This window comes from Sphingomonas quercus (genome assembly GCF_018863195.1).
Taxonomy (GTDB): Bacteria; Pseudomonadota; Alphaproteobacteria; order Sphingomonadales; family Sphingomonadaceae; genus Solisphingomonas; species Solisphingomonas quercus.
The window spans coordinates 236,498-262,626 of the sequence record NZ_JAHKRT010000004.1; the positions used below are offsets into that span (position 1 = coordinate 236,498).

At 71.0% G+C, this 26,129-nt stretch carries 28 protein-coding genes and 1 pseudogene; 18 read left to right on the forward strand and 11 right to left on the reverse strand.

Translation table 11 applies throughout. The features are described from left to right. The first annotated feature begins 68 nt into the window (after window positions 1-68). The gene (locus KOF26_RS09490) at window positions 69-1,652 is read left to right on the forward strand and encodes an ATP-binding cassette domain-containing protein (protein WP_216323703.1); all 1,584 of its coding nucleotides are present in this window, start codon (window positions 69-71) and stop codon (window positions 1,650-1,652) included. 18 nt (window positions 1,653-1,670) lie between these two features. Here KOF26_RS09490 and KOF26_RS09495 read toward each other — a convergent pair whose 3' ends face one another. Beyond that, window positions 1,671-2,231 carry an opacity protein gene (locus KOF26_RS09495; RefSeq protein ID WP_216323706.1) on the reverse strand — a complete coding sequence of 187 codons (561 nt, stop codon included), beginning with the start codon at window positions 2,229-2,231 and terminating at the stop codon, window positions 1,671-1,673. A gap of 221 nt (window positions 2,232-2,452) precedes the next feature. Between KOF26_RS09495 and KOF26_RS09500 the strand changes: the two genes are divergently transcribed. Continuing rightward, window positions 2,453-4,258 (forward strand): AsmA family protein, encoded by a 1,806-nt coding sequence (locus tag KOF26_RS09500; RefSeq protein ID WP_216323709.1) that lies wholly within the window; start codon window positions 2,453-2,455, stop codon window positions 4,256-4,258. Here the strand turns inward: KOF26_RS09500 and KOF26_RS09505 are convergent. Further along, a complete protein-coding gene (locus KOF26_RS09505; RefSeq protein WP_216323712.1) occupies window positions 4,255-4,509 on the reverse strand; it encodes a hypothetical protein in 255 nt (84 codons plus the stop codon). The two genes, KOF26_RS09500 and KOF26_RS09505, sit on opposite strands and share 4 nt — an antisense overlap. A 191-nt stretch (window positions 4,510-4,700) precedes the next feature. Here KOF26_RS09505 and KOF26_RS09510 point away from each other — a divergent pair, with 191 nt between their 5' ends. After that, complete coding sequence (locus tag KOF26_RS09510; RefSeq protein WP_216323715.1) at window positions 4,701-5,057, forward strand: hypothetical protein; 357 nt, start codon at window positions 4,701-4,703, stop codon at window positions 5,055-5,057. 71 nt (window positions 5,058-5,128) lie between these two features. On the opposite strand, the gene pdxR is transcribed toward KOF26_RS09510, so the two are convergent. Then, window positions 5,129-6,550, reverse strand: coding sequence for a MocR-like pyridoxine biosynthesis transcription factor PdxR (pdxR, locus tag KOF26_RS09515; protein WP_216323718.1), 1,422 nt, complete (start codon window positions 6,548-6,550; stop codon window positions 5,129-5,131). 54 nt (window positions 6,551-6,604) lie between these two features. Between pdxR and KOF26_RS09520 the strand changes: the two genes are divergently transcribed. The 10 genes from KOF26_RS09520 to KOF26_RS09565 all read left to right on the forward strand — a co-directional run bounded on the left by KOF26_RS09520 (window position 6,605) and on the right by KOF26_RS09565 (window position 14,455). Continuing rightward, on the forward strand, window positions 6,605-7,204 hold the full coding sequence (locus KOF26_RS09520; protein WP_216323721.1) for an RrF2 family transcriptional regulator: 600 nt from the start codon (window positions 6,605-6,607) through the stop codon (window positions 7,202-7,204). Window positions 7,205-7,290: 86 nt separating this feature from the next. After that, window positions 7,291-8,499 (forward strand): NAD(P)/FAD-dependent oxidoreductase, encoded by a 1,209-nt coding sequence (locus KOF26_RS09525; RefSeq protein ID WP_216323724.1) that lies wholly within the window; start codon window positions 7,291-7,293, stop codon window positions 8,497-8,499. A 25-nt stretch (window positions 8,500-8,524) separates the two neighbouring features. Further along, window positions 8,525-8,923 (forward strand): cupin domain-containing protein, encoded by a 399-nt coding sequence (locus KOF26_RS09530; RefSeq protein WP_216323727.1) that lies wholly within the window; start codon window positions 8,525-8,527, stop codon window positions 8,921-8,923. An 11-nt stretch (window positions 8,924-8,934) separates the two neighbouring features. After that, window positions 8,935-9,387, forward strand: coding sequence for a carboxymuconolactone decarboxylase family protein (locus KOF26_RS09535; RefSeq protein ID WP_216323730.1), 453 nt, complete (start codon window positions 8,935-8,937; stop codon window positions 9,385-9,387). 23 nt (window positions 9,388-9,410) lie between these two features. Continuing rightward, the gene (locus tag KOF26_RS09540; protein ID WP_216323733.1) at window positions 9,411-10,439 is read left to right on the forward strand and encodes a TlpA family protein disulfide reductase; all 1,029 of its coding nucleotides are present in this window, start codon (window positions 9,411-9,413) and stop codon (window positions 10,437-10,439) included. A gap of 95 nt (window positions 10,440-10,534) precedes the next feature. Then, on the forward strand, window positions 10,535-11,212 hold the full coding sequence (locus KOF26_RS09545; RefSeq protein WP_216323736.1) for a zf-HC2 domain-containing protein: 678 nt from the start codon (window positions 10,535-10,537) through the stop codon (window positions 11,210-11,212). A 1-nt stretch (window position 11,213) separates the two neighbouring features. Continuing rightward, a complete protein-coding gene (locus KOF26_RS09550) occupies window positions 11,214-12,494 on the forward strand; it encodes a S8 family peptidase (protein ID WP_253201298.1) in 1,281 nt (426 codons plus the stop codon). Further along, complete coding sequence (locus KOF26_RS09555; RefSeq protein ID WP_216323739.1) at window positions 12,448-13,194, forward strand: TorF family putative porin; 747 nt, start codon at window positions 12,448-12,450, stop codon at window positions 13,192-13,194. The genes KOF26_RS09550 and KOF26_RS09555 overlap by 47 nt, the downstream gene beginning before the upstream one ends. Before the next feature lie 78 nt (window positions 13,195-13,272). Continuing rightward, on the forward strand, window positions 13,273-13,851 hold the full coding sequence (locus KOF26_RS09560; protein WP_216323742.1) for an RNA polymerase sigma factor: 579 nt from the start codon (window positions 13,273-13,275) through the stop codon (window positions 13,849-13,851). 4 nt (window positions 13,852-13,855) lie between these two features. Next, window positions 13,856-14,455 (forward strand): zf-HC2 domain-containing protein, encoded by a 600-nt coding sequence (locus tag KOF26_RS09565; protein ID WP_216323745.1) that lies wholly within the window; start codon window positions 13,856-13,858, stop codon window positions 14,453-14,455. Window positions 14,456-14,457: 2 nt separating this feature from the next. On the opposite strand, the gene KOF26_RS09570 is transcribed toward KOF26_RS09565, so the two are convergent. The 4 genes and pseudogenes from KOF26_RS09570 to KOF26_RS09585 form a co-directional block, all read right to left on the reverse strand. Beyond that, window positions 14,458-15,321: an alpha/beta hydrolase family protein gene (locus KOF26_RS09570; protein ID WP_216323748.1), complete on the reverse strand. Its 864-nt coding sequence runs from the start codon at window positions 15,319-15,321 to the stop codon at window positions 14,458-14,460. A 46-nt stretch (window positions 15,322-15,367) separates the two neighbouring features. Continuing rightward, complete coding sequence (locus tag KOF26_RS09575) at window positions 15,368-16,048, reverse strand: 2OG-Fe(II) oxygenase (protein ID WP_216323750.1); 681 nt, start codon at window positions 16,046-16,048, stop codon at window positions 15,368-15,370. A gap of 49 nt (window positions 16,049-16,097) precedes the next feature. Next, window positions 16,098-17,363: an RNA polymerase sigma factor gene (locus tag KOF26_RS09580; protein WP_216323753.1), complete on the reverse strand. Its 1,266-nt coding sequence runs from the start codon at window positions 17,361-17,363 to the stop codon at window positions 16,098-16,100. A gap of 111 nt (window positions 17,364-17,474) precedes the next feature. Next, window positions 17,475-17,831: pseudogene (locus KOF26_RS09585) on the reverse strand (YciI family protein); the annotation flags it as partial. A 125-nt stretch (window positions 17,832-17,956) separates the two neighbouring features. Here KOF26_RS09585 and pdeM point away from each other — a divergent pair. Beyond that, window positions 17,957-18,631, forward strand: a complete 675-nt coding sequence (gene pdeM / locus KOF26_RS09590) for a ligase-associated DNA damage response endonuclease PdeM (protein ID WP_216323759.1) — start codon at window positions 17,957-17,959, stop codon at window positions 18,629-18,631. Window positions 18,632-18,662: 31 nt separating this feature from the next. Here pdeM and msrA read toward each other — a convergent pair whose 3' ends face one another. The 3 genes from msrA to pabB form a co-directional block, all read right to left on the reverse strand. After that, window positions 18,663-19,304, reverse strand: coding sequence for a peptide-methionine (S)-S-oxide reductase MsrA (gene msrA, locus KOF26_RS09595; protein WP_216324075.1), 642 nt, complete (start codon window positions 19,302-19,304; stop codon window positions 18,663-18,665). A gap of 155 nt (window positions 19,305-19,459) precedes the next feature. After that, a complete protein-coding gene (locus tag KOF26_RS09600; RefSeq protein ID WP_216323762.1) occupies window positions 19,460-20,662 on the reverse strand; it encodes a pyridoxal phosphate-dependent aminotransferase in 1,203 nt (400 codons plus the stop codon). 45 nt (window positions 20,663-20,707) lie between these two features. Further along, entirely contained in the window at window positions 20,708-22,486 is a 1,779-nt protein-coding gene (pabB, locus tag KOF26_RS09605) for an aminodeoxychorismate synthase component I (RefSeq protein ID WP_216323765.1), read from the reverse strand. 63 nt (window positions 22,487-22,549) lie between these two features. Between pabB and KOF26_RS09610 the strand changes: the two genes are divergently transcribed. Next, window positions 22,550-23,224, forward strand: a complete 675-nt coding sequence (locus KOF26_RS09610; RefSeq protein ID WP_301183130.1) for an MBL fold metallo-hydrolase — start codon at window positions 22,550-22,552, stop codon at window positions 23,222-23,224. Between the two features lie 13 nt (window positions 23,225-23,237). Here KOF26_RS09610 and KOF26_RS09615 read toward each other — a convergent pair whose 3' ends face one another. Further along, a complete protein-coding gene (locus KOF26_RS09615; protein ID WP_253201299.1) occupies window positions 23,238-23,681 on the reverse strand; it encodes an MAPEG family protein in 444 nt (147 codons plus the stop codon). Window positions 23,682-23,845: 164 nt separating this feature from the next. On the opposite strand from KOF26_RS09615, the gene rpmF reads away from it, so the two are divergent. From rpmF to KOF26_RS09630, 3 genes are all read left to right on the forward strand, one after another. After that, a complete protein-coding gene (gene rpmF / locus KOF26_RS09620; protein ID WP_216323768.1) occupies window positions 23,846-24,025 on the forward strand; it encodes a 50S ribosomal protein L32 in 180 nt (59 codons plus the stop codon). A gap of 91 nt (window positions 24,026-24,116) precedes the next feature. Continuing rightward, the gene (gene plsX / locus KOF26_RS09625; RefSeq protein WP_253201321.1) at window positions 24,117-25,142 is read left to right on the forward strand and encodes a phosphate acyltransferase PlsX; all 1,026 of its coding nucleotides are present in this window, start codon (window positions 24,117-24,119) and stop codon (window positions 25,140-25,142) included. Window positions 25,143-25,144: 2 nt separating this feature from the next. Then, window positions 25,145-26,125 carry a beta-ketoacyl-ACP synthase III gene (locus KOF26_RS09630; RefSeq protein ID WP_216324089.1) on the forward strand — a complete coding sequence of 327 codons (981 nt, stop codon included), beginning with the start codon at window positions 25,145-25,147 and terminating at the stop codon, window positions 26,123-26,125. Window positions 26,126-26,129: the final 4 nt, after the last annotated feature.

Genomic DNA, 26,129 nt, shown 5'->3' on the forward strand with positions numbered 1-26,129 from the left:
ACCAAGGCCGCCATGTGATCCGCCCCTGACCGCAAAGCCCATGCCGCCTTGCCGTTCGGGAGATCCTTGTGTCCGCGCCTTCGCTTTCCGTTGCCGATATCTGCTGGTCCACGCCTGATGGACGCCGTGTCCTGTCCGGACTTTCGCTCGATTTCACACAGGAGCGCGCTGGGCTGGTCGGGCGCAACGGCGTCGGCAAGAGCACGCTGCTGCGGCTGCTCGCCGGCACGCTGGCCCCCGATCGCGGCCGCGTCGTCCGCTTCGGCACGGTCAGCACCATGCGCCAGCTGGTTCGGATCGAGCCCACCGAGACCATCGCCGGGCTGATGGGCATTGCGCCCGGGCTCGACCTGCTGCGGCGGGCCGAGACCGGGCGCGCCTCGCTCGACGAACTGGCCGAGGCCGACTGGACGCTGGCGGCGCGGGCTGCCGAGGCGCTGGCCCAGGTCCGGCTCGGCCTGCCGCCAGAAACACCGCTGATCGCGCTTTCAGGCGGGCAACGGACCCGGGCGGCGCTGGCCGGGGCGGTGTTCGCCGCGCCCGACTTTCTGTTGCTGGATGAGCCGACCAACGATCTTGACCGGGATGGGCGCCGCGCCGTCGCCGAGCTGCTGGCCGGCTGGCGGGCCGGCGCGATCGTCGTCAGCCACGACCGGGAACTGCTCGACACGATGGACGCCATTGTCGAGCTGACCAGCCTCGGCGCCACCCGCCACGGCGGCAACTGGAGCGCGTATCGCGCGCGCAAGGAGACGGAGCTTGCTACCGCCGAGCAGCATCTCGCCCTCGCCGAGCGCCGCGCCGGGGAGGTGAAGCGCCGGGCGCAGGCCGCCGTCGAACGGCAGCAGCGGCGCGACGCCGCCGGCCGACGCAAGGGCGCCCGCGGCGATATGCCGCGCATTCTGATCGGCGCACGTCGCGACAAGGCGGAGAACAGCGGCGGAGACAATGCCCGGCTCGCCGAACGGCAGGGGTCCGCTGCCGAGCGCTCGCTGAGGGAGGCGCGGAGCCGGGTGGAGCGGCTGGAGCCCCTTGTCGTCACGATCGCGCCAAGCGGGTTGTCACCGGCGCAGCGCGTGCTGGTCGCGGACGGGCTCACTTATGGCCATGTTCACGGCAGTGCGATGCTGCGGGAATTCAGCCTGACCGTCACCGGGCCGGAGCGCATTGCGCTGCGCGGTCCGAACGGCGCGGGCAAGTCGACCCTGCTGGCGCTTCTCGCCGGACGGCTGAAGCCATGGTCGGGCAGCGCCCGCGTCCTCGTGCCCTTCGCCTGGTTCGATCAGGGCATGTCGATGCTCGACCCGGAAGCCTCGGTGGCGGCGAATTTCGCGCGCCTCAATCCCGGCATGGGCGGCAATGCCTGCCGCGCGGCGCTGGCCCGCTTTGGATTTCGCGGGGACGACGCCGACCGGCTGACCGGCGATCTGAGCGGAGGACAGATGCTCCGCGCCGGCCTCGCCTGCGTGCTCGGCGGCACGCGCGCGCCGCAGCTGCTCATCCTCGACGAGCCGACCAACCACCTCGATCTCGAGGGGATCGCGGCGGTGGAGGCAGGACTTGCCGGCTATGACGGCGCGCTGCTCGTCGCTAGCCACGACGAGGCGTTCCTGCACGCGCTGCGCATAACGCGGCCGCTCGCCATCGGGTAGCGAGCGGCCGGTTCAGCGTCAGAAGTGGAAGACGACGCCGGCCATCGGCCGGATGCTGTCGAAATCATAGGTCTTGGCTTCGAGGCGAAGGCGCGGACCGGCAGCGCCGCCGAACAGGCCGCCAAGGCCGATATCCTTGGGGCCGACCTCCAGGCCGACGCCGTAGATCCAGGAGCTGCGATCGGGATAGCCGCGGCTGCCCTTGCCCTTTTCCCACTGATAGCCGGCCGAGACATAGATCAGGCCGCTATCGCCGGCGCGCGCGCCGACACGGCCGGACACGCCATATTCCCAATCGATATCCTTGAAGCCCTTGGCGACATTGCCCTCGGCACCGACGAACATCGGGCCGAGCGGCAGGTTCACGCCGGCGACGCCCTCGATCAGCGCGCCGTCCATCCGTCCGCGCGAGCCGGAGGTGCCGAGCTCGCTCTGACGATCGAAGCTGTGATAGCCGCCGAGCACGCCGACATAGGGCTCGAGGCCGAAGGGCCGGGAGCCGTCCGGGGCGCTATCCTGCGCAGATGCGGCAGCGGGGATAGCAGCCGCGGCGATCGCAACCAGCATCAAGCTCTTCATGGTGAACTCCTTACGCAACAAATACATGGCCGCCTTGGACGGTCCGGCAGCTAACGGGCGGGGGAGGGTATGTTTCCGTTTGAGGTCATTCCGGACGGCAACTGTTGTCGCAATGCAACACATCGGATGACGCGGGTTGCCAGGCCGGGGCGGAACCTTGCGCGGTCTCGCTCGTCCCCGCTGCGATGGCCGCCACCCCCTCGCGCATTGCCCGCGCCACCATGCTCGCGGGCGCCCTGGTGGCGGCGTTGCTGCTCCTCGTCGCGGTGGCGTTTCCGGTCGGCTGGCTGAAGGCCGCGGCGGAGCGGCAGCTTTCCGCCCATTTTGGTACGCCGGTGCGCATCGGCGCGATGGAACGCGAGAGCCGCCTCTCATTGCGTCCGGTGATCCGGCTGGCGGACGTGCATGTCGCGCAAGCGCCCTGGGCCGGCACCGGCGAGCTGGCGGCGATCGGCGCGCTGCGCGTCCGGCTGCACCTGCTCCCGTTGCTCGTCGGGCTTCTCGACACCGATCTGATCGCCGTGCGCGATGCCCGCCTCGATCTGGTGCGTGCCGCCGACGGCCGGCGCAACTGGGCGCAGAGCGAGCAAGATGGCGGCGGCGGCGCCGGGCTGACCGGCGTGCGGATCGAGCGCGCGCACATCCGCTATCGCGATGCCGTACAGAATCGCTGGGTCGCGATCGACCTCGACATCGACCCGCAGGCGCGGCTGACGGCGGTCGGCCGCGGCGCGGTGGACGGCGCGCCGATCTCCGTCCGCATCGCCGGCGCGCCGGCGGCCGGCGGGCGCTGGGGGTTCGACGCCGCGCTTGATGGCGCCGCCCTCTCCATGCGCGCCACGGGCAGCATGGCGCGCATGCTCCGCGCCGACGACATGGCCTTTCGCGTCACCGCGCGCGCCGATGACCTGAAGCGTATCGACCGGGTGATCGAGGCGGGCCTGTTCGGCACCAGGGCGGTGACGCTGGCCGCCGATGTCCGGCACACGCCGGACACCTGGACGATCGGCAAATTGTCCGGGACGATCGGCCGCAGTGACCTGACCGGCCGGCTCACCGTCCGCAAGCAAGAAGGGCGCACCCGGCTGGATGGCGAAGTGCGGTTCGGACAGCTCGATTTCGACGATCTGGCGAGCGAGGCCGGCCGGGCGAGCGCCGCGGCGCTGGAACGCGCCCAGGGACTGAGGCTGGTGCCCGACACGCGCGTCAATATCCGCCGGATCGATCACACCGATGGCCGCATCGCCATTCGCGCGGACCGGGTGCTGGCTGGCCGACGGCCGAGCGCGATCACCGCGGTGAGCGGCGTGCTGACGCTCGACCACCGGCTGCTGACCGCCGATCCGTTGCGCATCCAGTTGCGGCGCGGCGCCATTACCGGCCGCGCCGTCGTCGACCAGCGTCAGGGCCAGGCCGAGCCGCTGGTGACGCTGGCCCTCGACATGACCGGCAGCAGCATCGCCGCGCTGGCCGACAGCGGGGGCGGCAAGGTGGATGCGCGGGTCGACGGCCGCGCCCGGATCAGCGGCGTCGGCAGCACGATCCGCGCCGCGGTCGGGCGGTCGAGCGGCACGCTGGCGCTCGTTGCCCGCGACGGCATGCTGCCCGAGCCGATCGCGGCGCTGCTCGGCTTCGATATCGGCAAGGGGCTGTTCGGCGATGACGAAAAGGGGGTGGCGCTCCGCTGCGGCGTCATCCGGCTGGCGATGCGGGACGGCGTCGGCACGATCGATCCGCTGCTCGTCGATACCGGCATCAGCCAGACGCAGGGGCGCGGCACCGTCCGCTTTCCGGACGAGGCCCTCGATATCACGCTGAGCGGCGCGCCGAAGGACGGCGCCGCCCTGCGCTTGCCGGGGACAGTGCGCGCCGGGGGCACGATCCGCGATCCGGATATCGTCATCCCCAAGGGCACGCGATCGGTGCGCAACATCCTCAAGGCGGTCGGCCGAGCGCTGTCCGGGCGCGAGGCGCCGCCGCCCGAGGATGCCGACTGCGCGGCGCTGGTCCGCGCCGCGCTCCGCTAGCGGACGCTGTTCTCGACCGCCGCGTTGCCGGCCGCCTGGAGGGCGTTCTGAGCCGTCGAATTGGGTGCGGAGAGATCCCCCGTGGCGCCGTCGTTGCGGATCGCCTCGGCCTGATCATTGAGCGCCGCGGCCGCGGCCGGATCGCTTTGCGCGGCAGCGTTGTCGAGCGCCTCGGCCGTATCATGGCTCTTGCCACAGGCGGCGAGCGCGAGGCCGCCGAACAGGATCACCGTCAAATGTCGCATCCGCATCATCTTGCTCCTTCGCAGAACAAGGCAAACGCCGCACGGCAATCACCGTTGCACCATTTCCGCCACGTCAATCATCGAGATGGCAAAAACGGCTATAAATAAGAAACTGAGATGAAACGACTTTATTTTCAGGCAGCGGATATCCCGGCGATTGGCGCGCGTTCATCCCCACACCGATAAAGGAGAGGACAATGCGTATCTTCGTCATAGGAATGGCGGCGTTCGCGACGATGAGTTCGGCAGCCGTGCTGGCGCAGGGCGCGATGAATCCGGGTACGCCGCCAACCACCGGCAACCCGGCCAGCTCCGGCGGCATGCAGCCGCAGCCGACCGACCCGATGCAGGCCAATCCGGCCATGCCCGAGACGCCTGCCGGGCCGGACAATAGCGGCCGGATGATGCCCGGCCAGGCGCCGGGCGCGAGCACGGCGACCCCCTCGGGCGACCGCAGCACGACGATGCCGGACAGCACCGCCGCCGGCGATCGCACCACCAACTCGACGACCACCAACGATATGCACAACAAGAAGGCGAAGCGGCCGCGCTGATCCGACGTGACACTGGCGCAGTGTCGCGCCTTCGAGGGACCGGGAGGCCGAGGCTTCCCGGTTCCGTTTCGTCAGCCGCCCGCCAGCAGGCCGAGAAGCGCGCGCACGGCCCGCTCGAGGTCCCGCGGCGCCGGATTGGTAACGCCGAGCAGCAGCCCGCGCACCCCCGCCTGCTCCACATACCAGGGCGATAGCGGCGCCGGCGCCAACCCCCGCGCGACGGCCGCCGCGGCGAGGCGGACATCGTCGACGTCGGGCGCGAGCCTGACCAGCACGGCAAGCCCGGCCATCATCGTCTCGTCGCCGCCGAGGCCGAGACGGGCGACGAGCGCGCGGCGCCGCTCACCATAAAGGCGCTTCATGTGGCGCAGGTGGCGCAGATAATGGCCATCCGCGATGAACGCCGCGACCGCCATCTGCGTGGCGATGTCGGGCGCCGGACCAAGCAGGGCGGCGGCCTCCGCGAAGCGCTCCGCCAGCGCCAGCGGCAACACCGTGAAGCCGAGGCCCAGCGCCGGCGACAGCGTCTTGCTGAAGCTGCCGATATGGATGACGCGGCCGTGGCGATCCCCGGCGAAGAGGGCGGGCGCCGGGCGGCCGCGCAATTGCAGCTCGCTGAGATAGTCGTCCTCGATCACCCAGGCGCCGGCGCCGGCCGCCCAGTCCAGAAGGGCGCGACGGCGCGCGGGCGAAAGCGCAACGCCGAGCGGCGCCTGCTGGCCCGGCGTGACGATGGCGAGCGCGGCCCCCGGCGCCTTCGCAATGCCGCACGCGACGTCTAGCCCCTCGCCGTCGACGGGCACCGGCACGGCCTCCAGGCCGGCCAGCGTCAGCGCGCGCCGGGTGAGCGGAAAGCCGGGCTCCTCCGTCCACACCTCGGCGCCGGCCGGCAGCGCGAGCGCGCGCAACGCCAGCGCAAGGCCGCCGCGAAAGCCGCCCGTGACCAGGATCTGGTCGGGCACGCAGGCGATGCCGCGCGCCATCGCAAGATAGGCGGCGAGCTGCTCGCGTAGCGCCGGCTGGCCGCGCGGATCGGCATAGCTGGTCGGGCCCAGCGCATCGGCCCGCACCGCACGCAAGCGCGCCCGCGCCCAGCTCTTGGCGGGAAAGCCATCCTGCGCCGGCACGCCCATCTGGAATGCGAGGGGCGGCTTCGAGAAGCCGTGGATCATGTCGGCGAGCGGACGCCGGATCGCCGCCGGCTCGGCGGCGCCGGCCGCGACGGTCGCGGCCGGCGCGGCGACGCGGGTGCCGGCGGCGCCCGCCGTCGCCACCAGCATCTCATCGGCGAGGCGATCATAGGCGGCGCGCACCGTGCCGCGCGCGACGCCGAGCTGTGTGGCGAGATCGCGCCATGACGGCAGCCGCGCGCCGGCCGCGATCCGCCCCTCCAGAATTGCCGCACGCAGCGAGAGGTGGATCTGCTCGGCCAGCGGCAGCGCGCCGGCGCGATCCAGGTTCAGATCGGGCAGCCCGGCGGTTGGTGCAGGCATTTCGTCCTCTCTTGGTCCTGTGCGACCATAACGCGGACTCGTAAGAGATGCGTTATGGAACGGAGCGAACCCCCTGTCGAGCCGCGGCCGACGGTCAGCCTCTATGGCGCCTCGGTCGAATATGCGCTGCACTGCATGATGTGGCTCATCCGGCCGCGCGAAAAGCCGGTGAGCGCGCGTGATCTCGCCGCGATGCAGGGGGTGTCGCCGAGCCTGCTCGCCAAGATCATGCCACGGCTGGAAAAGGCGGGGCTGGTCGAATCGACCGGCGGCATCGGCGGCGGCTACCGGCTCGCCTCGCCGGCCGACGACATCACCGTGCTCGACGTGGTCGACGCGGTGGAAGGCGGGCGGCGGCTGTTCGAATGCCGGGAGGTGCGCCGCAACTGCACGCTGTTCGACGGCGAGCCGCCGGCCTGGTCGAGCTGCGGCACCTGCGGCATCCACGCCGTGATGCTCCGTGCCGAACGCGCGATGCGCGCCGAGATGGAGCGTACCTCGCTGCTCTCGCTGGCGCGTAGCGTCCGCTACCCGCCGGAATTCCAGGCGCAGGTGAGCGAGTGGTTCGACGAACGCGCCGCCGCCCGCGAAGACGCGCGGGTCACCGCGATCCGCGCCGGCGCCGGCCGACGACGAGGCCCTTCGGCCCCCTGACCCACCCCTCACCAACGGTCACCAACGACGGAGCGGCGCTCCGGCGGGCGACCCGTCATGCCCCAATCCACCAAGGAGGTTTCACCATGTCTCAACGCATCGTCATCGTCGGCAGCGGCTTTGCTGGCCTCTATGCCGCGCTCGCCGCGGCGCGGCTACGCGACTGCCATGGCGTCGCCGACGAGGCGCTGGACATCGTCGTCGTGTCGCCCGAGCCGGTGCTGACCGTGCGTCCGCGCCTTTACGAGCGGCTGCCCGGCGACATGAAGGCCGACCTCAGCGCGCTGTTCGACGAGACCGGCATCGGCTTCCTCGCCGGCGAGGTGACGCGCATCGACGCCGCGGCGCAGGCGATCATGGTCCATACCGAAAGCGGCGAGGAGCGGCTCGGCTATGACCGGCTGGTGCTCGCCGCCGGCAGCCGCGCGGCGCATCCGCCGATCCCGGGCCTCGCCGAGCATGCCTTCAGCAACGACCAGCGCGACACCGCCGACCGGCTGTGGCGGCATGTCCAGTCGCTGGCCGGCCGCCCGGCATCAGAGGCGCGGGACACGGTGATCATCGCCGGCGGCGGCTTCACCGGCATCGAGACAGCGGCCGAATTTCCGCACTGGCTGCGCGAGGCGCTGGGTGCCGAAGCGCGGCCGCGCGTGATCATCGTCGAGCGGGCCGACACGATCGGCCCCGATCTCGGCCCCGGCCCGCGCCCGGTGATCGAGGAGGCGCTGGATATGCTCGGCATCGAGCGGCGGCTCGGCCATGCGGTGGCGGCGATCGACGCGGACGGCGTCGTCCTCGACAATGGCGAGCGGATCTACAGCGCCACGGTGGTGTGGACTGGCGGCCTCCGCGCCACGCCGCTCAACGCCGATATCGCCGCGCCCAAGGACGCGCTCGGCCGGCTGATTGTCGACTCCGGGCTGCGCGTGCCGGGCGTCGCGGCGATATTCGCGGCGGGCGATACCGCCAACGCCGCCACCGACGAGGCCGGCAACCGCACCCTGATGTCGTGCCAGCACGCGATGCCGCTCGGCCGCATCGCCGGCCACAATGCCGCCGCCGAGCTGCTCGGTCTGCCGACGATGATCTATGAGCAGCCGGTCTACGGCACCTGCCTCGACCTCGGGCCGTGGGGCGCGGTGGTGACGCAGGGGTGGGAACGGCAGGTCGTGCTCGCCGGCGCCGAGGCCAAGGCGCTCAAGACCCAGATCAATTCGGTGTGGATCTATCCGCCCGCCGCCGAGCGCACCGCCGCCTTCGCGGCCGCGGAGCCCGGCACCTACGCCACCGTCTGACCCGTCGGGATAAGGAGTTTTCGTCATGCGACACGTCATCACCGCCATCACCCTGCTGCTCGGCGCCACCGCAGCGCAAGGCGCCGGAGTTTCCGCCCGGCCGAGCTTCGCCGCCGCGATCCCGAACATCCCGGGCAAGTCGCTCAAGGTCGTCGAAGTCAGCTTCGCGCCGGGCGCCGTGGACGGATCGCATCGCCATGCCAGCAGCGCGTACATCTACGCGCAGGTGCTGGAAGGCGCGATCCGCAGCCAGGTGGAAGGCGAACCGGCCCGCATCTTCCGCGTCGGCGAGCATTGGGACGAGAAGCCCGGCGCCCACCATATCGGCGCGGCCAATGCCAGCAAGACCCGTCCCGCGCGCCTGCTCGCCGTGTTCGTCGTCGACACCGACGACACCATTCTCACCACCCCCGACAAGAAGTGAAGGAGGCTCCAATGACCGATCGTCTCGACATCTATAAGGTCGCGCCCGACGCGATGAAGGCGCTGGCCCAGACCCATGGCTACCTCACCACCCAGACGGCACTGCCGAAGACCCTGATCGACCTCGCCTTCCTGCGCGCCTCGGAGATCAACGGCTGCGCCTACTGCATCGACATGCATTCGCGCGACCTGATCAAGCAGGGCGTATCGGCGGACAAGCTGTTCCTGGTCCCCGTGTGGCGGGAAGCGGCGTGGCTGTTCGACGCGCGCGAGCAGGCCGCGCTGGCCTGGGCCGAGACGGTGACCAACGTCGCCGCGAGCCATATCCCCGACGAAGCCTATCAGGCGGCGCTGGCGGTGTTCGGGGACAAGGACCTCGCCGACCTGACCGTCGCGATCGCGCTGATGAACGCCTATAACCGGATCGGCGTCGGCTTCCGCATCAAGCCGGCGGCCAGGGCCTGATGCCGAACAGCCGGGGGGAAGCCATGAATGCGCACATCCTGACCAGCCTCGTCTTCCTGCTCGCCGGCGCGTGCCACGCGCAGGAGGAGCGGCAGATGCCCGATCCACAGGCCGCGGCGCCGCGTCCGGACGATAATGGCTATGTCGCCGAGGATCCGCAGCTTGCCGCGCTGGTCGGCCGGCCGGCACCGGCGATGACGCTGAGGACGGTCGACGGCGGCGCCCTCGACCTCACCAGCCTCTATGGCACCCAGCCCGTCTATCTGAAGCTGTGGGCGACCTATTGCATCCCATGCCGCGTGCAGATGCCGGGTTTCGAGAAGCTCTATGAGAATTATGGCGACCGCATGAAGGTCGTCGCCGTCAATGCCGGGTTCGGCGACGACGCCGCCAAGGTCCGCGCCTTCGTCGCCCGGGCGGGGATGCGGATGCCGGTGGCGATCGACGACGGCAGCCTCGGCGCGTGGCTGCACATGGAGGCGACGCCGCTGCACCTGCTGATCGGCCGGGACGGCCGCATCACCTATGCCGGCCATCAGGACGGAGCGCCGCTCAACGCCGCGATCCGCAAGCTCGTCGCCGAGGCGACGGCAGCCGGACCGGTCGCCTCGGCCCGGGTCGAGACGGTGCCGGCGCTCAGGCCGGGCGACGCCGTTCCGGCGCTGATGCTGCGCGACGCCGACGACCGGCCGATGCCGCTGACGGCCGGCGCCGCACCCAATGGACGCGCCATCCTGTTCACCGCGAGCTGGTGCGAAAGCTATCTTGCCGAGACGGAGCCCGCCAACGCCGCGCAATGCCGCAAGGCCCGCGAACAGGCCGGGGCCGAGGCGAAGAAAGGCGGGCGGGACTGGACCGTGGTCGTCGCCCATCTGTGGACGACGCCGGATGCGATCAACCGCTTCCGGGCCGGGTTCGACGGGCCGGTGCGGATGGGCTTCGACCGGGACGGCCTCGCCTTCCGCCGTTTCGGCATCAGCCATTTCCCGGCGGTGGCGCTGATCACGCCCGATGGCCGGCTGGAGAAGATCGTCTCGCCGGCTGGCGGCTGAATTGAACCGCCAGCCGACTTCGCGGCATTCACATGCGGGCGCTGGACAGGGTCGACCTGATATAGTCCCATGGTCCGGGCTATCGCGAGATCGAAATGGTGAGCATCCTTCCCTTGCGCGGGCGGCCGCATGATCAGGTCCGGCAGCTGCTCGCCTGGTATGTCAACGGCACGCTGACGGCGCCGGAAACCGCGATGGTCGAGGCGCATCTCGCCGCCTGCGCCGAATGCCGGGCGGAGCTTGCCGCCGAACAGGCGCTGGCGGGCGCGGTGAAGGACATTCCGGTCGTCGCGGGCGATGGCTGGGCGGCGATGGCGGCGCGCATCGCCGCCGGCGAGACGCCGGCCGGCGATGACGATGACGATGACGATCTTGCCGACATCGCCGCCGATCGCCGCAACATGCCGGTGCCGTTCCTGAAGCGGCGGGTGGCGATGGGCTGGGTGGTCGCCGCCCCGCTCGCCGCGGCCTGCGCGGCGGGGATGATCGTCGCCGCCCTGCCGGAACGGGCGGCGGCACCCGCCACCTATATCGCGCTCGGCACCGCGCCCGCCGCGCGGCCCGGCAACCTCCTCCTCCAGTTCCGGCCCGACACCCGGGAGGCGCGGGTGCGCGCGCTGATCGGCGCCGCCGGGGCGCGGCTGGTCGACGGGCCGACGGCGACCGGGGCCTATGTCCTGCGCGTCGACCCCGAACGCCGGCCGGCGGCGGTCAGGCTGCTCGGCGGCGCGCCGGAGGTGACCCTCGCCCAGCCGATCGATCCCGGCCCCTGACATGATCCCGAGGCTCCTGAGAGGCGCGGCGCTGATGCTGGCGCTGGCGCTCGCGCTCGTGGCGCTGCCCACGCCGCCGGCCGCCGCCGCCGCCGCGGAGACGGTTGCGACGGCCGGCGACGCGCAGATCCTTGTCATGCTCCGCATCGCCCCGCCGCGCCTGCGGCCGGGCGCCGGCTATGGCGGCAGCTATGGCGATGCCGCGGCGGTGGCGGCGCGCAAGCGGCTGGCGCGCGGCATCGCCCGGCGCAACGGGCTGACGCTGGTCGACGGCTGGCCGATGCCGATGCTCGGCGTCGACTGTTTCGTGATGCGCGTGCCGCGCGACAAGCCGGTCGACGCGATGATCGCGGCCATTGCCCGGGACGCCAATGTCGCCTGGGCGCAGCCGATGCAGACCTACGAGGCGCGGGGCAATCCGCCCGCCACCGGCGACCCGCTCTACCTCGCCCAGCCCGCCGCCTCCGCGTGGCATCTCGACGCGCTGCATCGGGTGGCCACCGGGCGGGGCGTGCGCATCGCCGTCATCGACAGCAAGGTCGAGACCCGCCATCCCGATCTCGCCGGCCAGTTCGTCGCCGACGAGGATTTCGTGTCGACCACGGCTGCGGCCCCGGAATGGCATGGCACCGGCGTCGCCGGCATCATCGGCGCCAGGGCCAATAATGGCATCGGCATCGCCGGCATCGCGCCGGGGGCGCGGATGATGGCGTTGCGCGCCTGCTGGCAATCGAGCCCGGCGACCATCCGCGCGCCGACCCTGTGCAGCAGCCTGACCCTCGCCCGCGCGCTGCAATTCGCCATTGAGCATCAGGCCGGCGTCATCAACATGAGCCTGAGCGGGCCGCCCGATCCATTGCTCGCGCGGCTGATCGCCATCGCCCTTGATCGCGACATCAGCGTCGTCGCCGCCTATGATGCGCGCCTGCCGCGGGGCGGTTTTCCGGCGTCGCTGCCGGGGGTTGTTGCCGCCACCAATGAAAGCATGCAGAAGCTGGGCGGGGAGGTCTACAGGGCCCCCGGCGACGACGTCCCCACCACGCAACCGGGAGGCAAATGGGCTCTCGTCAATGGCTCCTCCTTCGCAGCCGCCCATAGCAGCGGCCTCATCGCGATCGTCCGGGAGCGCAGCCGCGGCGGCAAGGTGGCGCTGGCGCGGCTGGCCAATGGCGCGATCGACGCCTGCGCCACGCTCGCCCGCAGCCTGCCGGCCGACTGCCGCTGCGGCTGCGACCTTGCCGGCGTCGCCGCTGCCGACGGCGCCCTTCGATCCGCCCGCTAGGGCCCGCCGGCAGCTCTGGCACGCGGCCGCCGTCCTCATCCTCCAGCATCCGCTGACCGGGGCGGCCCCCGCCCAGCTCGGCGGCGGCATCGGGGTCGAAAGCGACTATCGGCTGCGCGGCTATTCGCTGAGCGCGGGCCGGCCGGTGGCGACCGGCCAGCTCGGCTATGATCACTCCTCCGGCCTCTATGTCGACGGCTACGCCGTGGCGATGTTCGCGCAGGGGCGCGCCCATTTCCTCGGCTGGGATACCAATATCGGCTATGCGCGGCGGCTCGGCACCGGCGCCGCCGCCGATCTCGGCGTGATCCGCCGCCAGTATCGGGCGAGCTACGCCGGCGGGCGCGCCAGCCGCTACACCGAGCTTTATGCAGGCCTGACCCTGCAGCCGATCGTGGTGCGCCTCTATTATTCGCCCGATTCCTTCGTCCGTGACGCTTCCACCCTTTACGGCGAGGTGGAGGGGACGCTGATCCCGTCGCGCGACTGGCGTATCGGCGGGCACGTCGGCGCGCTCGCCTTTGTCGACGACGGCGGGGGCCGGCCCGTCCGCTATGACTGGCGGCTGTCGGCCACCCGCCTGCTCGGCAGCTTCGATGTCCACGCCGCGCTATCCGGCGGCCGGCCCGGGCGGCAATATTATGACGGCCGCGCCCATGACCGCACCGCGCTCACCGCCGGCGCAAGCTGGAACTTCTGACCGACGCGATTGAACCGGCTTGCATCGCCGCGCCACCTACGGGCATCCCGGGCGGAGGTCGTCTTGACTGGACAGGGCATGGCAGATCGGCGTGACGCGACGCGCCCAGGCGACAGCGGCGAGGCGGCGCTGATCGAGCGGGTGCGCGCGCGAGACCTGAAAGCGTTCGAGGAGCTTTATCGCCGCTATCATCCACGCCTGTCGCGCTTCCTCACCAACCTCGTCCGCCGACCGCATCTCGTCGAGGAGGCGCTGAACGACACGATGATGGTGGTGTGGCATCGGCTGGACGGGTTCAACGGCGCCAGCAAGCTTTCGACCTGGATCTTCGCCATCGCCTATCGCACCGCGATGAAGGCCGCCCGCCGGCAGGACGTGCCGATCGAGGACCCCGCCGCCGCCACCCGCGAGAGCGCCGATCCCCTGCCCGACGAGGGCGTCGGGAAAGCGCGCATCCAGCGCGCGCTGGCCGAGGCTATGGCGGGATTGTCGCCGGACCACCGGCTGGTCGTCGACCTCACCTATTTCCATGACATGGGCTATCGCGAAATCGCGGAAATCATGGGCTGCCCCGTCGATACCGTGAAGACGCGGATGTTCTATGCGCGGCGGCGGCTGAGGGGCGCGCTGGCCGGCGAGCTGCCCGACTGGCTCTGACCCGGTGTCCAACATCATCCCGCTCCATGACCGCCACGAGGCGACGCGGCAGCTTCTGCCCTGGTACGCCAATGGCTCGCTCGACGGCGCCGAGGCGGCACGCGTGGCGGCGCACCTTGCGGGCTGCGCAGGCTGCCGCGCCGAGCTTGATGCCGAGCATCGCCTGAAGCGGGTGGTGGCGGCGCTGCCTTCCGATCCGCGCGCAGGCTGGGCGGCGCTGCGCGCGCGCGTCGCCGCCGGCGAGGCGCCCCGTCCGCGCCGGCCGGGCTGGCTGATCGCGGCGCAGGCGGCGGCGCTGATCGCCGCGACGGCCATCGCCTTCCGCCCCGCCGCCATCGACACCGCTCCGGCCTATCACGCGCTCGGCTCTGCCCGGCAGGGCGACGCCGGCAACGTCATCGTCCTGTTCCGCCCCGAGGCGCGCGAAACCGAGATGCGCGCGGCACTGCGCGCGGCCGATGCCCGGCTGGTCGGCGGGCCGACCGCGGCCAACGCCTATCTGCTCAGCGTCGCCGCCGCCGAACGGGGGCGTGCGGTGGCGCGGCTCCAGGCCTCGCCCGTCGTCCGCCTCGCCCAGCCGATCGACCAGGACCCGGCGTCCTGAGCTCAGGGCGCGGGAAAGCTCTTCTCCAGCCAGCGCAGGATCGTCGCCGCCAGCGCGATGCGGTGATCATTGTAGCTATGGTCGGTGGTCATATGCACCGTCTCCGGCTTCGGGCCACCGGCAGCGGCGATGGCCCTGGCGGCCGCCTCGCCGGTCGGCGCCAGCCCGTCGTCCGAGGTCAGCACCAGCACTGGCCGGCCGGCCATCAGCGCCGCGCGCCTGTCCCAATCCCAGTCGGCGGCGTGAGCGCGGGCATCGGCGATCAGGCTGTCGATGCTGGCATTGGTGTAGCCGGCATCATCGGCAAAGCCGCCGCGCCGGCCGGGATTGTCGGCCAGTGCCAGGGCGCTGCGCCCCATGTTCGCAGCCGAGATCAGCACATAGCCGGCCACCGCCCTGTCGTCGCCGAGCATCACGGTGGCAAAGCCGCCCATGCTGTGGCCGAGCACGACGATCCGCTTCGGATCAATGCCGTGGGCAGCAGCGGCAGGCGAGCGCAGCCAGGCCAGCGCCGCATGGGCATCCTCGACGACATGGCCGAAGCTGAACTGTCCCGGCCCGCCCCACACGCCGCGATAATGGACGGCCATCACGTTCCAGCCGGCGCGCTGGAAGACGCGGGCGAGATCGAGGTTCAGCTCGGTGCCCGGAAAGCCGTGCAGCAGCAGCATCGTCGGATGCGTTCCCGCCCCGCCGGCGACGAACAGCCGCGCCGGCACCTCCAGCCCGCCGGTGGGGTAGCGGATCTGCTCGAGCCTGGCGGGGTGGCCGGCGACGGCGGGCGGATCGCGGGTGAGCGCGTCGGGCAAGGTCTGCGCGCCCGCCGGCACCGCCAGCAGCGCGAGGATGGGAAGGATGCGTCTCATTCGTTGCCTCTCCGAATCGACTGTCGAGCCCAGATTAGCGCGGCGATCAGGCAGCGTCGTGGAAGATGATGCCGAGCGTGTGGCGCCGGCCCGAGCGCAGGCGGCTGACGCCGTGGCGCATGTGGACGCGATAGTCGCCGCGCGCGCCGCGCACCGGCCGGTCGTTGACGGCGAAAGCGACGCCATCCCCCTGCCCGAGCGGCACCACCTCGCAGCGGCTCTGCATGCGCGGGCGCTGCTCGGTCAGCACGAACTCGCCGCCGGTGAAGTCCTCGCCCGGCACCGACAGCAGGATGGCGACCTGAATGGGGAAGACATGCTCGCCATAGAGATCCCGATGGAGGCAATTATAGTCGCCCGGGCCGTAGCGCAGCAGCAGCGGGGTCGGCCGCATCTGCCCGGCCGCGTGGCAGCGCTCGAGGAAGCCGGCATGGTCGGCCGGATAGCGTACGGCGTTGCCCATCCGCGCATTCCACCGGTCGGCAAGGCCGGCGAAGCGCGGGTAGAGCGCGCTGCGCAAGGCCGCGACCGGATCGGGCAGCGGATAGCGGAAATAGCGATATTCGCCCCGCCCGAAGCCATGCCGCGCCATTTGCACATGGCTGCGGAACCGGTCCTCCTCGTCATAGAGCGCGGCGGCGGCGCGGCATTGCGCGGGCGAAAGCAGGCCGGGCAGGACGGCGCAGCCGCGTTCGTCCAGCTCGTCGATGAGCGATGTCCAGTTCATGCCGTCACCCTGCCGCCGATCGTGAACCGCGGCTTCCCGGCGCTTGCGGTCAAACCCCGCAGGCCGCGGCGCGGGCGAGAAGGAAGGCCCTTTCGCGTTCATTGCCGGTGAGGCTGGCGGCCCGCTCGAACTGGGGCCGGGCTTCGGCGAGGCGCCCGGCACGGAACAGGAAATCGCCGCGCGCCGCCGGCAGGGGCGCATAATTGCGGAGCAACGCCGCCTCAGCGAGTGCGTCGACCAAAGCGAGCCCGGCCTCCGGGCCGAAGGCCATGCTGTGGGCGACGGCGCGATTGAGCTCGACCACCGGCGACGGCATCGCCTCGCGCAGCCGATCATAAAGGCCGGCGATGCGCGGCCAGTCGGTGTCCTCGAACCGGCGGGCGCGGGCGTGGCAGGCAGCGAGCGCGGCCTGGAGCGCATAGGCGCCCCCCGCCCCGCCAAGGGCCTCGGCGCGGGCGAGCGCGGCGAGGCCCCGGCGGATGAGCAGCTGATCCCAGCGCGCGCGGTTCTGCTCGCCAAGCGGCACGATCGCGCCGTCCGGGGCGGCGCGGGCGGCGAGGCGCGAGGCCTGGATCTCCATCAGCGCGACGAGCCCGAACACCTCGGCGTCCTCCGGCATCAGCCCGGCGAGGATGCGGCCGAGCCGCTGCGCCTCCATGCACAGCGACGGGCGGATCGCATCCTCGCCCGCCGTCACCGCATAGCCCTCGTTGAAGATCAGGTAGATCACCTCCAGCACAGAGGCGAGCCGCTCGGCGCGCTCCCCGCCGCGCGGCACCGCGAAGGCGATGCCGGCGTTGCCGATCGTCTTCTTGGCACGGACGATACGCTGGGCGATGGTCGGCTCGCTGGACAGGAATGCGCGGGCGATCTCGCCGGTGGTCAGCCCGCCGACCAGCCGCAGCGTCAGCGCGGCGCGCGCCTCGGCCGAGATCACCGGGTGGCAGGCGGCGAAGATCAGGCCGAGCAGCTCGTCGCCGAGATCGTCATCCATGGCGGCCTCGATCTCCGCGACCGCGGCCGAGCGGTCGCTCTCCTCGAGCGTGTGGGCGATTTCCGCGTGCTTGCGCGCGCGCATGCGATCCCGGCGCATGAGGTCGAGGGCGCGGCGCCGGGCGGCGGTCATCAGCCACGCGCCGGGCCGGTCGGGCACGCCCCTCTTCGGCCATTCGGCAAGCGCCGTGATCAGCGCGTCCTGCGCCAGCTCCTCGGCGCGGTCGACATCGCGGACCAGCCGGGCGAGGCCGGCGATCAGCCTCGCCCGCTCGATCCGGAACACCGCCTCGATCGCCCGGTTGGTCTCGTCCGCCGCCATGCCGCCTTGTCGGCGATGGCAGCGGACGAGACAAGCGGCGAGAGCTTACCGCCCCTCGAGCGCCTCGCGGTTCTGCTCGAAACGCTCCTTCAATTCCGGGGTCAGCACTTCGGCGAAGTCGGCCATCTCGTAATGGGGACGGATTTCCAGCTCGCTCGGCCCGGGCATGGGATTGGGGCAGCGCTTGGCCCAGGCCACCGCCTCGTCCATGTCCTTGACCTCCCACAGCCAATAGCCGGCGACCAGCTCGCGCGTCTCGGCGAAGGGGCCGTCGATGACGGTGCGATTCGGCCCGTCGAACGCGATCCTCTTGCCGTGGGACGAGGGCTTCAGCCCATCGCCACTGACCATGATGCCGGCGTTGGTCAGCTCTTCGTTGAACTTGCCCATCGCCTCGAACAGCTCGACCTCCGGCATGACGCCGCGCTCGCTATCCTCGGTCGCCTTCACGAACACCATCACACGCATTGCCCGTCTCCTTCTCGGAGAGGCCGGGACTGGCCTCTATTCGGACGACGAACGGACCGGCGCGGATTCGACAGGCCCGCCGCAAAATATTGCGCGGTCGCGTGCGGCCGTGTAGCGCGACGGCCATGGTTCCCTTTTCGTTCGCGGGACAGGCGCTCACCGCGCTCGGCGAAGGCGCGCTTTATTGGGAGCGGCGCCAGGCGCTGATCGTCGCTGACCTGCATTTCGAAAAAGCGAGCTTCTTCGCCGCCGCCGGCCAGATGCTGCCGCCTTATGATACGCTGGCGACGCTGGCCGCCCTCACCGCGCTGGTCGAGCGCACGGCGGCGCGCGAGATCTGGTGTCTCGGCGACAGTTTCCATGACGCGGCGGGCTGCGAGCGGCTGGCGCCCGAGGCGCGCACCCGGCTGCGCGGGCTGACGGCGCGCACCGGCTGGCACTGGATCACCGGCAATCACGACGCGAAGACGGCACGCGGCGACTGGGCCGACCATTGCGGCGGCACCATCGTCGAGGAGGCCGAGGTGGACGGGCTGGTGCTGCGCCACGAAGCGGAGCCGGGCGAGGTTCGCCCGGAGCTGTCCGGCCATTTCCACCCGCGACTCTATCTGTCGCTGCGCGGCCGGCGGGTGGCGCGGCGCTGCTTCGTGGAGGGGCCGGCCAAGCTGATCCTGCCGGCCTTCGGCGCGCTCACCGGCGGCATGGACGCGGGCGACCGCGCCATCCGCCGCGCGCTCGGCCCCGGCCCGGCGCGGGCGCTGGTGCCGGTGGCCGACCGGCTGCTGCGCTTTCCGCTCTAGTTTCGCCCGGCAAGCGGGGAAGAAGGACTCGTCACGCTCCGACCAGCACCGGCTTCACCTGCCAATCCTGCGGGAAGAGGCGCTTCAGCGCCTCGACCTTCGGCATGTCGTTGATGGCGATATAGGGGACGCGCGGGTTGCGGTAGAGATAGTCCTGGTGATGCGCCTCGGCCGGGTAGAAACCGCGCGCCGGCTCGATCCGCGTCACGATGGGCCTGCCCCAGATATGAGCGCGTTCGAGCTGGGCGATATAGGCGATCGCCACGCGGCGCTGGTCCTCGCTCTGCGGAAAGAAGGCGGTGCGATACTGGCTGCCGTGGTCGGGACCCTGATAGTTCAGCGTCGTCGGATCGGCGACCACCGAGAAATAGATCTGCAACAGCCGGCCATAGCTGACGACGCGCGGGTCATAGGTGACCTGCACCGATTCGGCATGGCCGGTATCGCCACCCGACACCGCGTCGTAATTGGCCTTGGCCACCGGCCCGCCGGCATAGCCGGAAACGGCGCTCTTCACGCCCTTCACATGCTGGAACACGCCCTGCACGCCCCAGAAGCAGCCGCCGGCGAACACCGCCGTCTCGGTGGTGCGCGCCGCGCCCGGCATGTCGAGCGCGGGCGCCGGAACGCGCACCGCCTGGTCTGCCGCCACCGCCGGCACCGCGTGGAACATCACCGTCGAGCCCAGGCCAAAGGCGAGCACGCCCGCCAGCGCCGCCGCGCCGATCCGCCCGCCCTGAAACCATTCGCGCCGCTTCATGCCATGCCTCCATCCGCCCCCGCTGAAAACGGAATGTGGGACGGCGCGGCCGGCGCGGCAAGCGGCACTTATTTGAGCGCGGCGCAGGCCTGTTCGATGCGATCGCACGCTTCCGTGAGGATCGCTTCCGAGGTCGCGTAGCTGATGCGGAACGCCGGGGAGAGGCCGAAGGCGGCGCCCTGCACCGGGGCGACCTGCGCCTCGTCGAGCAGATAGCCGACCAGCGCCTCGTCGTCGGTGATCACGGCGCCCTTGGGCGTCGCCTTGCCGATCAGGCCGGAGACGTCCGGATAGACGTAGAACGCGCCCTCCGGCGTCGGGCAGTTGATCCCGGGCACCGCGTTCAGCCGGCCGACGACGAGGTCGCGCCGCTTCTGGAAGGCCGCCTGCCGCTCGATCAGGAAGCTCTGATCGCCGGTCAGCGCCGCTGTCGCCGCCGCCTGGCTGATCGAGCAGGGGTTGGAGGTGGACTGGGACTGGAGCTTGGCCATCGCCTTGATCAGCCACGCCGGTCCGCCGGCGAAACCGATGCGCCACCCGGTCATCGAATAGGCCTTGGAGCAACCATTGACGGTCAGCGTCCGCTCGTAGAGCGACGGGCAGACCTCCGCGATGGTGGCGAAGCGGAAGCCGTCATAGACGATATGCTCGTACATATCGTCGGCCATGATCATCACGTCGGGATGCCGCTCCAGCACCTCGCCCAGCGCCTTCAGCTCGGCGGCGGTATAGGCGGCGCCGGTCGGGTTGGACGGCGAATTGAGGATTACCCAGCGCGTCTTCGGTGTGATCGCGGCGTCGAGCTGGGCGGGCGTGATCTTGTAATTCTGGTCGGCGCCGGCGGCGACGATCACCGGTGTGCCGCCGGCGAACTCGACGATGTCCGGATAGCTCACCCAATAGGGGGCCGGGATCACCACCTCGTCGCCGGCGTCGATGGTCGCGACCAGCGCGTTGAACAGGGTGTGCTTGCCGCCGGAATTGACGCTGATCTGCGCCGTCTCATAGGCGAGGCTGTTGTCGCGCTTGAACTTGGTGGCGATGGCCGCCTTCAGCTCGGCGGTGCCGTCGACGACCGTGTACTTGGTCTTGCCGGCGCGAATCGCCGCGATCGCCGCCTCTTTCACGAAATCCGGCGTGTCGAAATCCGGCTCGCCGGCGGCGAGACCGATGACATCGATCCCCTTCGCCTGGAGCGCGATCACGCGGGAGGTCATGGCGAGGGTGGCGGACGGCTGGATGCGGCCGAGCGCGGCGGACGTGCGGTTCATGGCGAGATATGCCCCTTTTCCTGCGGCGGGGGCGCTATAGGAAGACTATCCCGCGTCCGCAACCAGCCGTGCCGGCATCAGCCCGCGCAGGGTGTTGCCGATGAGGAAGCCGCGCTCCAGGTCGGCAGGGCGCAGATCGGCTTCGATCGCCCGCCCCTCGTCGAGCAGCCGGCCGCGCAGCGTCCCCGGCAGCAGCCCGCGCGCCGCCGGCGGGGTGACGAGCAGCCCGTCGCGCTCCAGGAACACGCTGGTGAAGCTGCCTTCGGTGATGAACCCATCGGCGTCGTAGAACACCGCCTCGAACACGCCCGCGGCCTGGCGCGGGCGATCGTAGAATTCGCGATCGCTGGTCTTGTGGTAGAGCCGGAAATCGTCGCGGTCGACGGCGCGTGGCATCAGCCGCACCGACACCGGCCAGTCCGGCTCCGGCGGCAGCCGGTCGATGGCGATGGCGGTGGCGCCGGAACGGCCGAGGCGCAGCCGCACCCGCGCATCGTGGCGCACCGGGAAGCTCGCCGCCTGCAGCTCGTTACGCACCTGATGACGGTCAAAGCTGAAGCCGAGAGCCTCGGCGGACTCCTTGATCCGCTTGAGATGCCGCTCCAGCTCGACAAAGCCGTCGAGCGCCTCGAAGCGCATCGTCTCGATGAGGTCGAAAGCCTGTTGTCCGGCGGTCACGAACACCCCTTTCGCGGCACATTCGGCCCACTCCGCGCTCGCCGACGAATCGGCGACGATCGCGGACCCGAGGCCGAGACTAGCATCGGACGCGCCCTCCGCCACAACGAGGGTGCGGATGGCGACGTTGAACGCCGCCTCCCCCGGCGCGTCGATGCGCCCGATCGCGCCGGTATAGGGGCCGCGCGGCCATCCCTCGACGGCGTCGATCACCTCGATGGCGCGGATCTTCGGCGCGCCGGTGATCGAGCCGCAGGGGAAGAGATGGCCGAGCAGGTCGACCGCGTCACGGCCCTCGGCGAGCGCGGCGGTCACCGTCGAGGTCATGTGGTGGACGGTTGGATAGGTCTCGACCGTGAACAGCTCCGGCACGGCGACGCCGCCGGGCCGCGCGACATGGGCGAGATCGTTGCGCAACAGGTCGACGATCATCAGATTCTCGGCGCGTTGCTTGGCGTTGGCGCGCAGCGCCGCCGCCGCCGCGGCATCCATCTCCGGATCGGCGTGGCGCGCCGCCGTGCCCTTCATCGGCCGCGCCGTCGCCACGCCCGCGGTCACGGTGAAGAACAGTTCCGGCGAGGCGGAGAGCAGCCAATGGGCGCCGGTGAAGGCCACCCCGCCCCATCCCGCCTGCTGGCCGCGCAGCCGCGCATAGGCGGCCAGCGGATCGCCCGCCACCGTCACGTCGCACTGGAAGGTGAGGTTCGCCTGATAGATGTCGCCCGCCGCGATCAGCGCCTGCACCCGGGCGACGGCGGCGGCATAATCGGTATAGCCGATGCGCGGCCGCGGCTCGCCGAGATGGGCGCCGGCCGGATCGCCGAGCAGCGCATCGAGGGCGTCCGGATCGAGCCCCTCGACCGCGTCGAACAGGCCGAACCACAGCAACGGCGGCGCGTCCGCCGCCGGCGCCCGGGCGATGCCGGCAAGGCGCGGTTCCAGCGCCGCGCCCGCCTCGTATGAGAGAAACCCCGCCGCCCGCGCGCCGCCGGCCACCGCCGCGCGCAGCCGCGCCAGCGCGGGTGCGACCTCCCCCGGCTCGCGCGCCACGATCAGCGCATGCGGGGCGTGATAGAGGGTGGCGCCCGCGCCGCCGGCCCGCGCATCGTCGAGCAGCACGAAGGGATTTTCGCGATCGAACGCCATGGCGAACCCCCTAGGGTCTGACGCCCTTGCGTGGAAGCGCGACCATCGTCACAGCATCGGCCGATGAGCAACACGCCCGAGCCGCCGCTGCGCGCGGTGATCATCCCGGTCACCGCCTTCCAGCAGAATTGCACGCTCCTGTGGTGCACGCAGACGATGCGCGGCGCGTTCGTCGATGCCGGCGGGGACCTGCCCAGGTTGCGCGCCGCCGCCGAGGAGCATGGCGTGACCATCGAGAAGCTGCTCGTCACCCATGGCCATATCGATCATTGCGGCGCCACCGGCGTGCTCGCGCAGGAGCTGGGCGTGCCGATCGAGGGCCCGCACGAGGCCGATCGCTTCTGGATCGCCCGGCTCGGCGACGATTCGCGCGGCTTCGGCATACCCGGCACGCCGTTCGAGCCGGACCGCTGGCTCGAGGATGGCGACAGCGTGACGGTCGGCGCGCTGACCTTTGCGGTGCGCCATTGCCCCGGCCACACGCCCGGCCATGTCGTGTTCCACCATGCGGCGTCGAAGCTGGCGCTGGTCGGCGACGTGCTGTTCCAGGGATCGATCGGACGGACCGACTTTCCGCTCGGCAATCACGACGACCTGATCCGCTCGATCACCGAGCGGCTGTGGCCGATGGGCGGAGACACGCGATTCGTGCCCGGTCACGGCCCGATGTCGAGCTTCGCTCACGAACGTGCGAGCAATCCCTTTGTGGGCGATCGCGCATTGGGCGGAGCGGCCTGACCGCCCGACGGGACTAGCCCGGCAGCGTCGTCGTCAGCGCCGGCGCGCCATAGGCGATGGCCAGGCCGTAGCCGGCAAGCGCGAGCAGCACCAGCCAGGTCGCCAGGATGCCGCCGGCGCGCAGCACGCTCGGCGCCGAGCGGTCCATGCCGAAGGCGTGGGCGATCCGCCCGAACACGAAGACGAAGGACGCCGCCCACAGCCAGGTCTGGCTGCCCTTGGCCATTTCGATGAGGCCGAGCAGGATCAGCACGAACGGCGCATATTCGGTGAAATTGGCGTGCGCGCGCATGCGCCTCGTCATCACCGGATCGCCACCGTCGCCGACCTCGACCCGCTTCGCCGCGCGCAGTCGCACCACCCGCGAGGCGAGCCACAGGTTGATCAGCGCGCACGCCGCGGCGATGGTGAGCGTGATCGGCAGCATGGTCTTCTCCGGCGAAGCAGTGTCGGCCATCTCGCATGCGGTAGAGAAGCTTGCAACTTTACCGGATATCGCTATAGGCCCGTCCGCTCGCGACGAGCCCGGCCGCTGGGGTCCGCGGCCTGATTCTAGGCCGTCGTTATCCTGCGTTCGCGGCGATGTCGCAAACCGAACACCAGATGAGATAAGGTGCCGACATGGCCGTCCCTAAGAGAAAAACCTCGCCCTCGCGGCGGAACATGCGCCGCAGCCATCATGCGCTGAGCGTCGACTCGTTCCAGGAATGCTCGAACTGCGGTGAGCTGAAGCGCCCGCACAATCTGTGCAATGCCTGCGGCCATTATAACGGCCGCGAGATCGTGGCGGTCGAGGCCTGATTCCAACAGGGTCGGACGGGTCCTGATGCTACAGGCCCGGAGCGGGGAGACGGCAAGAGTGGGCCAGGCGCCGCGAATCGCCATCGATGCGATGGGTGGCGACCAGGGGGCCGAGGTGATGCTAGCCGGCGCCGCCAGTGCGCGCGTGCGCTGGCCCGAACTCGGCTTTCTCGTCTTCGGCGACGAAGCGGCGATTCGCGCCCAGGTCGCGCGGCACCCGGCGCTGCGTGAGGGCGTTGAGATCGTCCACACCGACGACGTCATCGCCGGCGCCGACAAGCCCAGCCAGGCGATCCGCCGCGCCAAGACCAGCTCGATGGGCCGCGCCATTGCCGCCGTGAAGGCCGGCGAGGCGGGAGCCGCCGTCTCCGCCGGCAATACCGGCGCGCTGATGGCGATGGCCAAGCTGGCGCTGCGCACGATGAAAGGCATTGATCGCCCGGCGCTGGCGGCGATGCTGCCGACCCTCGGCGACAATGACGTCGTCATGCTCGACCTCGGCGCCAATACCGAGTGCGACGCGCAGAATCTCGTCCAGTTCGCGGTGATGGGCGCGGCCTATTCCCGTGTCGCGCTGGATATTGCGCGGCCGCGCGTCGCGCTGCTCAACATCGGCACCGAGGAGCTGAAGGGCACCGACGGCATCCGCGACGCCGCCGCCATGCTCCGCGCCGCCGACTATCTGCCGATGGAGTTTTGCGGCTTCATCGAGGGTGACCGGACCTCGCGCGGCGACATCGACGTCGTCGTCTCCGACGGCTTCTCCGGCAACATCGCGCTCAAGACGGCGGAGGGCACGGCCCGCTTCGTCACCGACCTGCTGCGCCGCTCCTTCACCTCCTCTTTCCGTTCGAAGATGGGCTTCCTGCTGTCGCGGCCGGCGCTGCACATGCTGCGCCATCATCTCGACCCCAATAATCACAATGGCGCCGTCTTCCTCGGCCTGCAGGGCATCATCGTGAAGAGCCACGGCTCGGCCGACGCCAAGGGCGTGGCGAACGCGATCCACGTCGCCGCGAAGCTCGCCAACGCCGACATCACCCGCCGTATCGCCGAGGATCTCGCCCATATGCAGGCCCATGCCCCCGCCCAGGCCGCGCCGGGAGCGGTCGCGTGACGATGCGCCGTGCCGTCATCGCCGGCACCGGCGCCGCGCTGCCGGCGCGCCGGGTCAGCAATGCCGAGCTGGCCGAAACGGTCGACACCTCCGACGAATGGATCGTCGAGCGCACCGGCATCCGCGCCCGCCACATCGCGGCGCCCGAGGAGACCACCGCGACGCTCGCCGCGGAGGCCGCACGGCGCGCGCTGGAGGCCGCCGGAGTGGCGCCGCAGGCGGTCGGCCTGATCGTCCTCGCCACGGCGACGCCGGACCAGACCTTCCCGGCCGCGGCGACGCGCGTGCAGACGATGCTCGGCATCGACGACTGCATCGCGTTCGATCTCGCGGCGGTGTGTTCGGGCTTTCTCTACGCGCTGTCGGTGGCCGAGAGCATGGTGCGCACCGGCGCCGCCGACACCGCGCTGGTGATCGGCGCCGAGACATTCAGCCGCATCCTCGACTGGGAGGATCGGGCCACCTGCGTGCTGTTCGGCGACGGCGCCGGCGCGGTCGTCCTTCATGCCGAGGAGACCGAAGCCGACCCCGCCTCCCCGCAGGCGCGTGGCGTGCTCACCACCAAGCTCCACGCCGATGGCCGTCACAACCAGCTTCTCTACGTCGATGGCGGCCCGTCGACGACGGGCACGGTCGGCAAGCTGCGCATGAAGGGCCGTGAGGTGTTCCGTCACGCCGTCGTCAACCTCGCCGAGGTGATGACCGAATCGCTCGCCGCGGTCGGCCTCACCGCCGCCGACGTCGACTGGGTGGTGCCCCACCAGGCCAACCGCCGAATCCTCGAGGCGACCGCGCGCAAGCTCGACCTGCCGGCCGAGCGCGTGGTGATCACCGTCGACGAACATGCCAACACCTCGGCCGCCTCGGTGCCACTGGCGCTGGACGTCGCCGTGCGCGACGGGCGCATCAAACGGGGCGATCTGCTCGTGCTGGAAGCGATGGGCGGCGGCTTTACCTGGGGCGCTGCCGTCGTTCGCTGGTAGTTTC

Excerpts from the sequence above, each read along its gene's own strand:
- pdeM (WP_216323759.1), top strand. The coding sequence starts at position 17,957 with ATGGTTCCCTTTTCGTTCGCGGGACAGGCGCTCACCGCGCTCGGCGAA.
- rpmF (WP_216323768.1), top strand. The coding sequence starts at position 23,846 with ATGGCCGTCCCTAAGAGAAAAACCTCGCCCTCGCGGCGGAACATGCGC.
- msrA (WP_216324075.1), bottom strand. The coding sequence starts at position 19,304 with ATGTTCCACGCGGTGCCGGCGGTGGCGGCAGACCAGGCGGTGCGCGTT.
- KOF26_RS09560 (WP_216323742.1), top strand. The coding sequence starts at position 13,273 with ATGGCAGATCGGCGTGACGCGACGCGCCCAGGCGACAGCGGCGAGGCG.
- KOF26_RS09600 (WP_216323762.1), bottom strand. The coding sequence starts at position 20,662 with ATGAACCGCACGTCCGCCGCGCTCGGCCGCATCCAGCCGTCCGCCACC.
- pabB (WP_216323765.1), bottom strand. The coding sequence starts at position 22,486 with ATGGCGTTCGATCGCGAAAATCCCTTCGTGCTGCTCGACGATGCGCGG.
- KOF26_RS09510 (WP_216323715.1), top strand. The coding sequence starts at position 4,701 with ATGCGTATCTTCGTCATAGGAATGGCGGCGTTCGCGACGATGAGTTCG.
- pdxR (WP_216323718.1), bottom strand. The coding sequence starts at position 6,550 with ATGCCTGCACCAACCGCCGGGCTGCCCGATCTGAACCTGGATCGCGCC.
- KOF26_RS09540 (WP_216323733.1), top strand. The coding sequence starts at position 9,411 with ATGAATGCGCACATCCTGACCAGCCTCGTCTTCCTGCTCGCCGGCGCG.
- KOF26_RS09530 (WP_216323727.1), top strand. The coding sequence starts at position 8,525 with ATGCGACACGTCATCACCGCCATCACCCTGCTGCTCGGCGCCACCGCA.
- KOF26_RS09545 (WP_216323736.1), top strand. The coding sequence starts at position 10,535 with ATGGTGAGCATCCTTCCCTTGCGCGGGCGGCCGCATGATCAGGTCCGG.
- KOF26_RS09615 (WP_253201299.1), bottom strand. The coding sequence starts at position 23,681 with ATGGCCGACACTGCTTCGCCGGAGAAGACCATGCTGCCGATCACGCTC.
- KOF26_RS09580 (WP_216323753.1), bottom strand. The coding sequence starts at position 17,363 with ATGGCGGCGGACGAGACCAACCGGGCGATCGAGGCGGTGTTCCGGATC.
- KOF26_RS09495 (WP_216323706.1), bottom strand. The coding sequence starts at position 2,231 with ATGAAGAGCTTGATGCTGGTTGCGATCGCCGCGGCTGCTATCCCCGCT.
- KOF26_RS09520 (WP_216323721.1), top strand. The coding sequence starts at position 6,605 with ATGGAACGGAGCGAACCCCCTGTCGAGCCGCGGCCGACGGTCAGCCTC.
- plsX (WP_253201321.1), top strand. The coding sequence starts at position 24,117 with ATGGGTGGCGACCAGGGGGCCGAGGTGATGCTAGCCGGCGCCGCCAGT.
- KOF26_RS09610 (WP_301183130.1), top strand. The coding sequence starts at position 22,550 with ATGAGCAACACGCCCGAGCCGCCGCTGCGCGCGGTGATCATCCCGGTC.
- KOF26_RS09550 (WP_253201298.1), top strand. The coding sequence starts at position 11,214 with ATGATCCCGAGGCTCCTGAGAGGCGCGGCGCTGATGCTGGCGCTGGCG.
- KOF26_RS09630 (WP_216324089.1), top strand. The coding sequence starts at position 25,145 with ATGCGCCGTGCCGTCATCGCCGGCACCGGCGCCGCGCTGCCGGCGCGC.
- KOF26_RS09505 (WP_216323712.1), bottom strand. The coding sequence starts at position 4,509 with ATGCGGATGCGACATTTGACGGTGATCCTGTTCGGCGGCCTCGCGCTC.
- KOF26_RS09575 (WP_216323750.1), bottom strand. The coding sequence starts at position 16,048 with ATGAACTGGACATCGCTCATCGACGAGCTGGACGAACGCGGCTGCGCC.
- KOF26_RS09525 (WP_216323724.1), top strand. The coding sequence starts at position 7,291 with ATGTCTCAACGCATCGTCATCGTCGGCAGCGGCTTTGCTGGCCTCTAT.
- KOF26_RS09570 (WP_216323748.1), bottom strand. The coding sequence starts at position 15,321 with ATGAGACGCATCCTTCCCATCCTCGCGCTGCTGGCGGTGCCGGCGGGC.
- KOF26_RS09535 (WP_216323730.1), top strand. The coding sequence starts at position 8,935 with ATGACCGATCGTCTCGACATCTATAAGGTCGCGCCCGACGCGATGAAG.
- KOF26_RS09500 (WP_216323709.1), top strand. The coding sequence starts at position 2,453 with ATGCTCGCGGGCGCCCTGGTGGCGGCGTTGCTGCTCCTCGTCGCGGTG.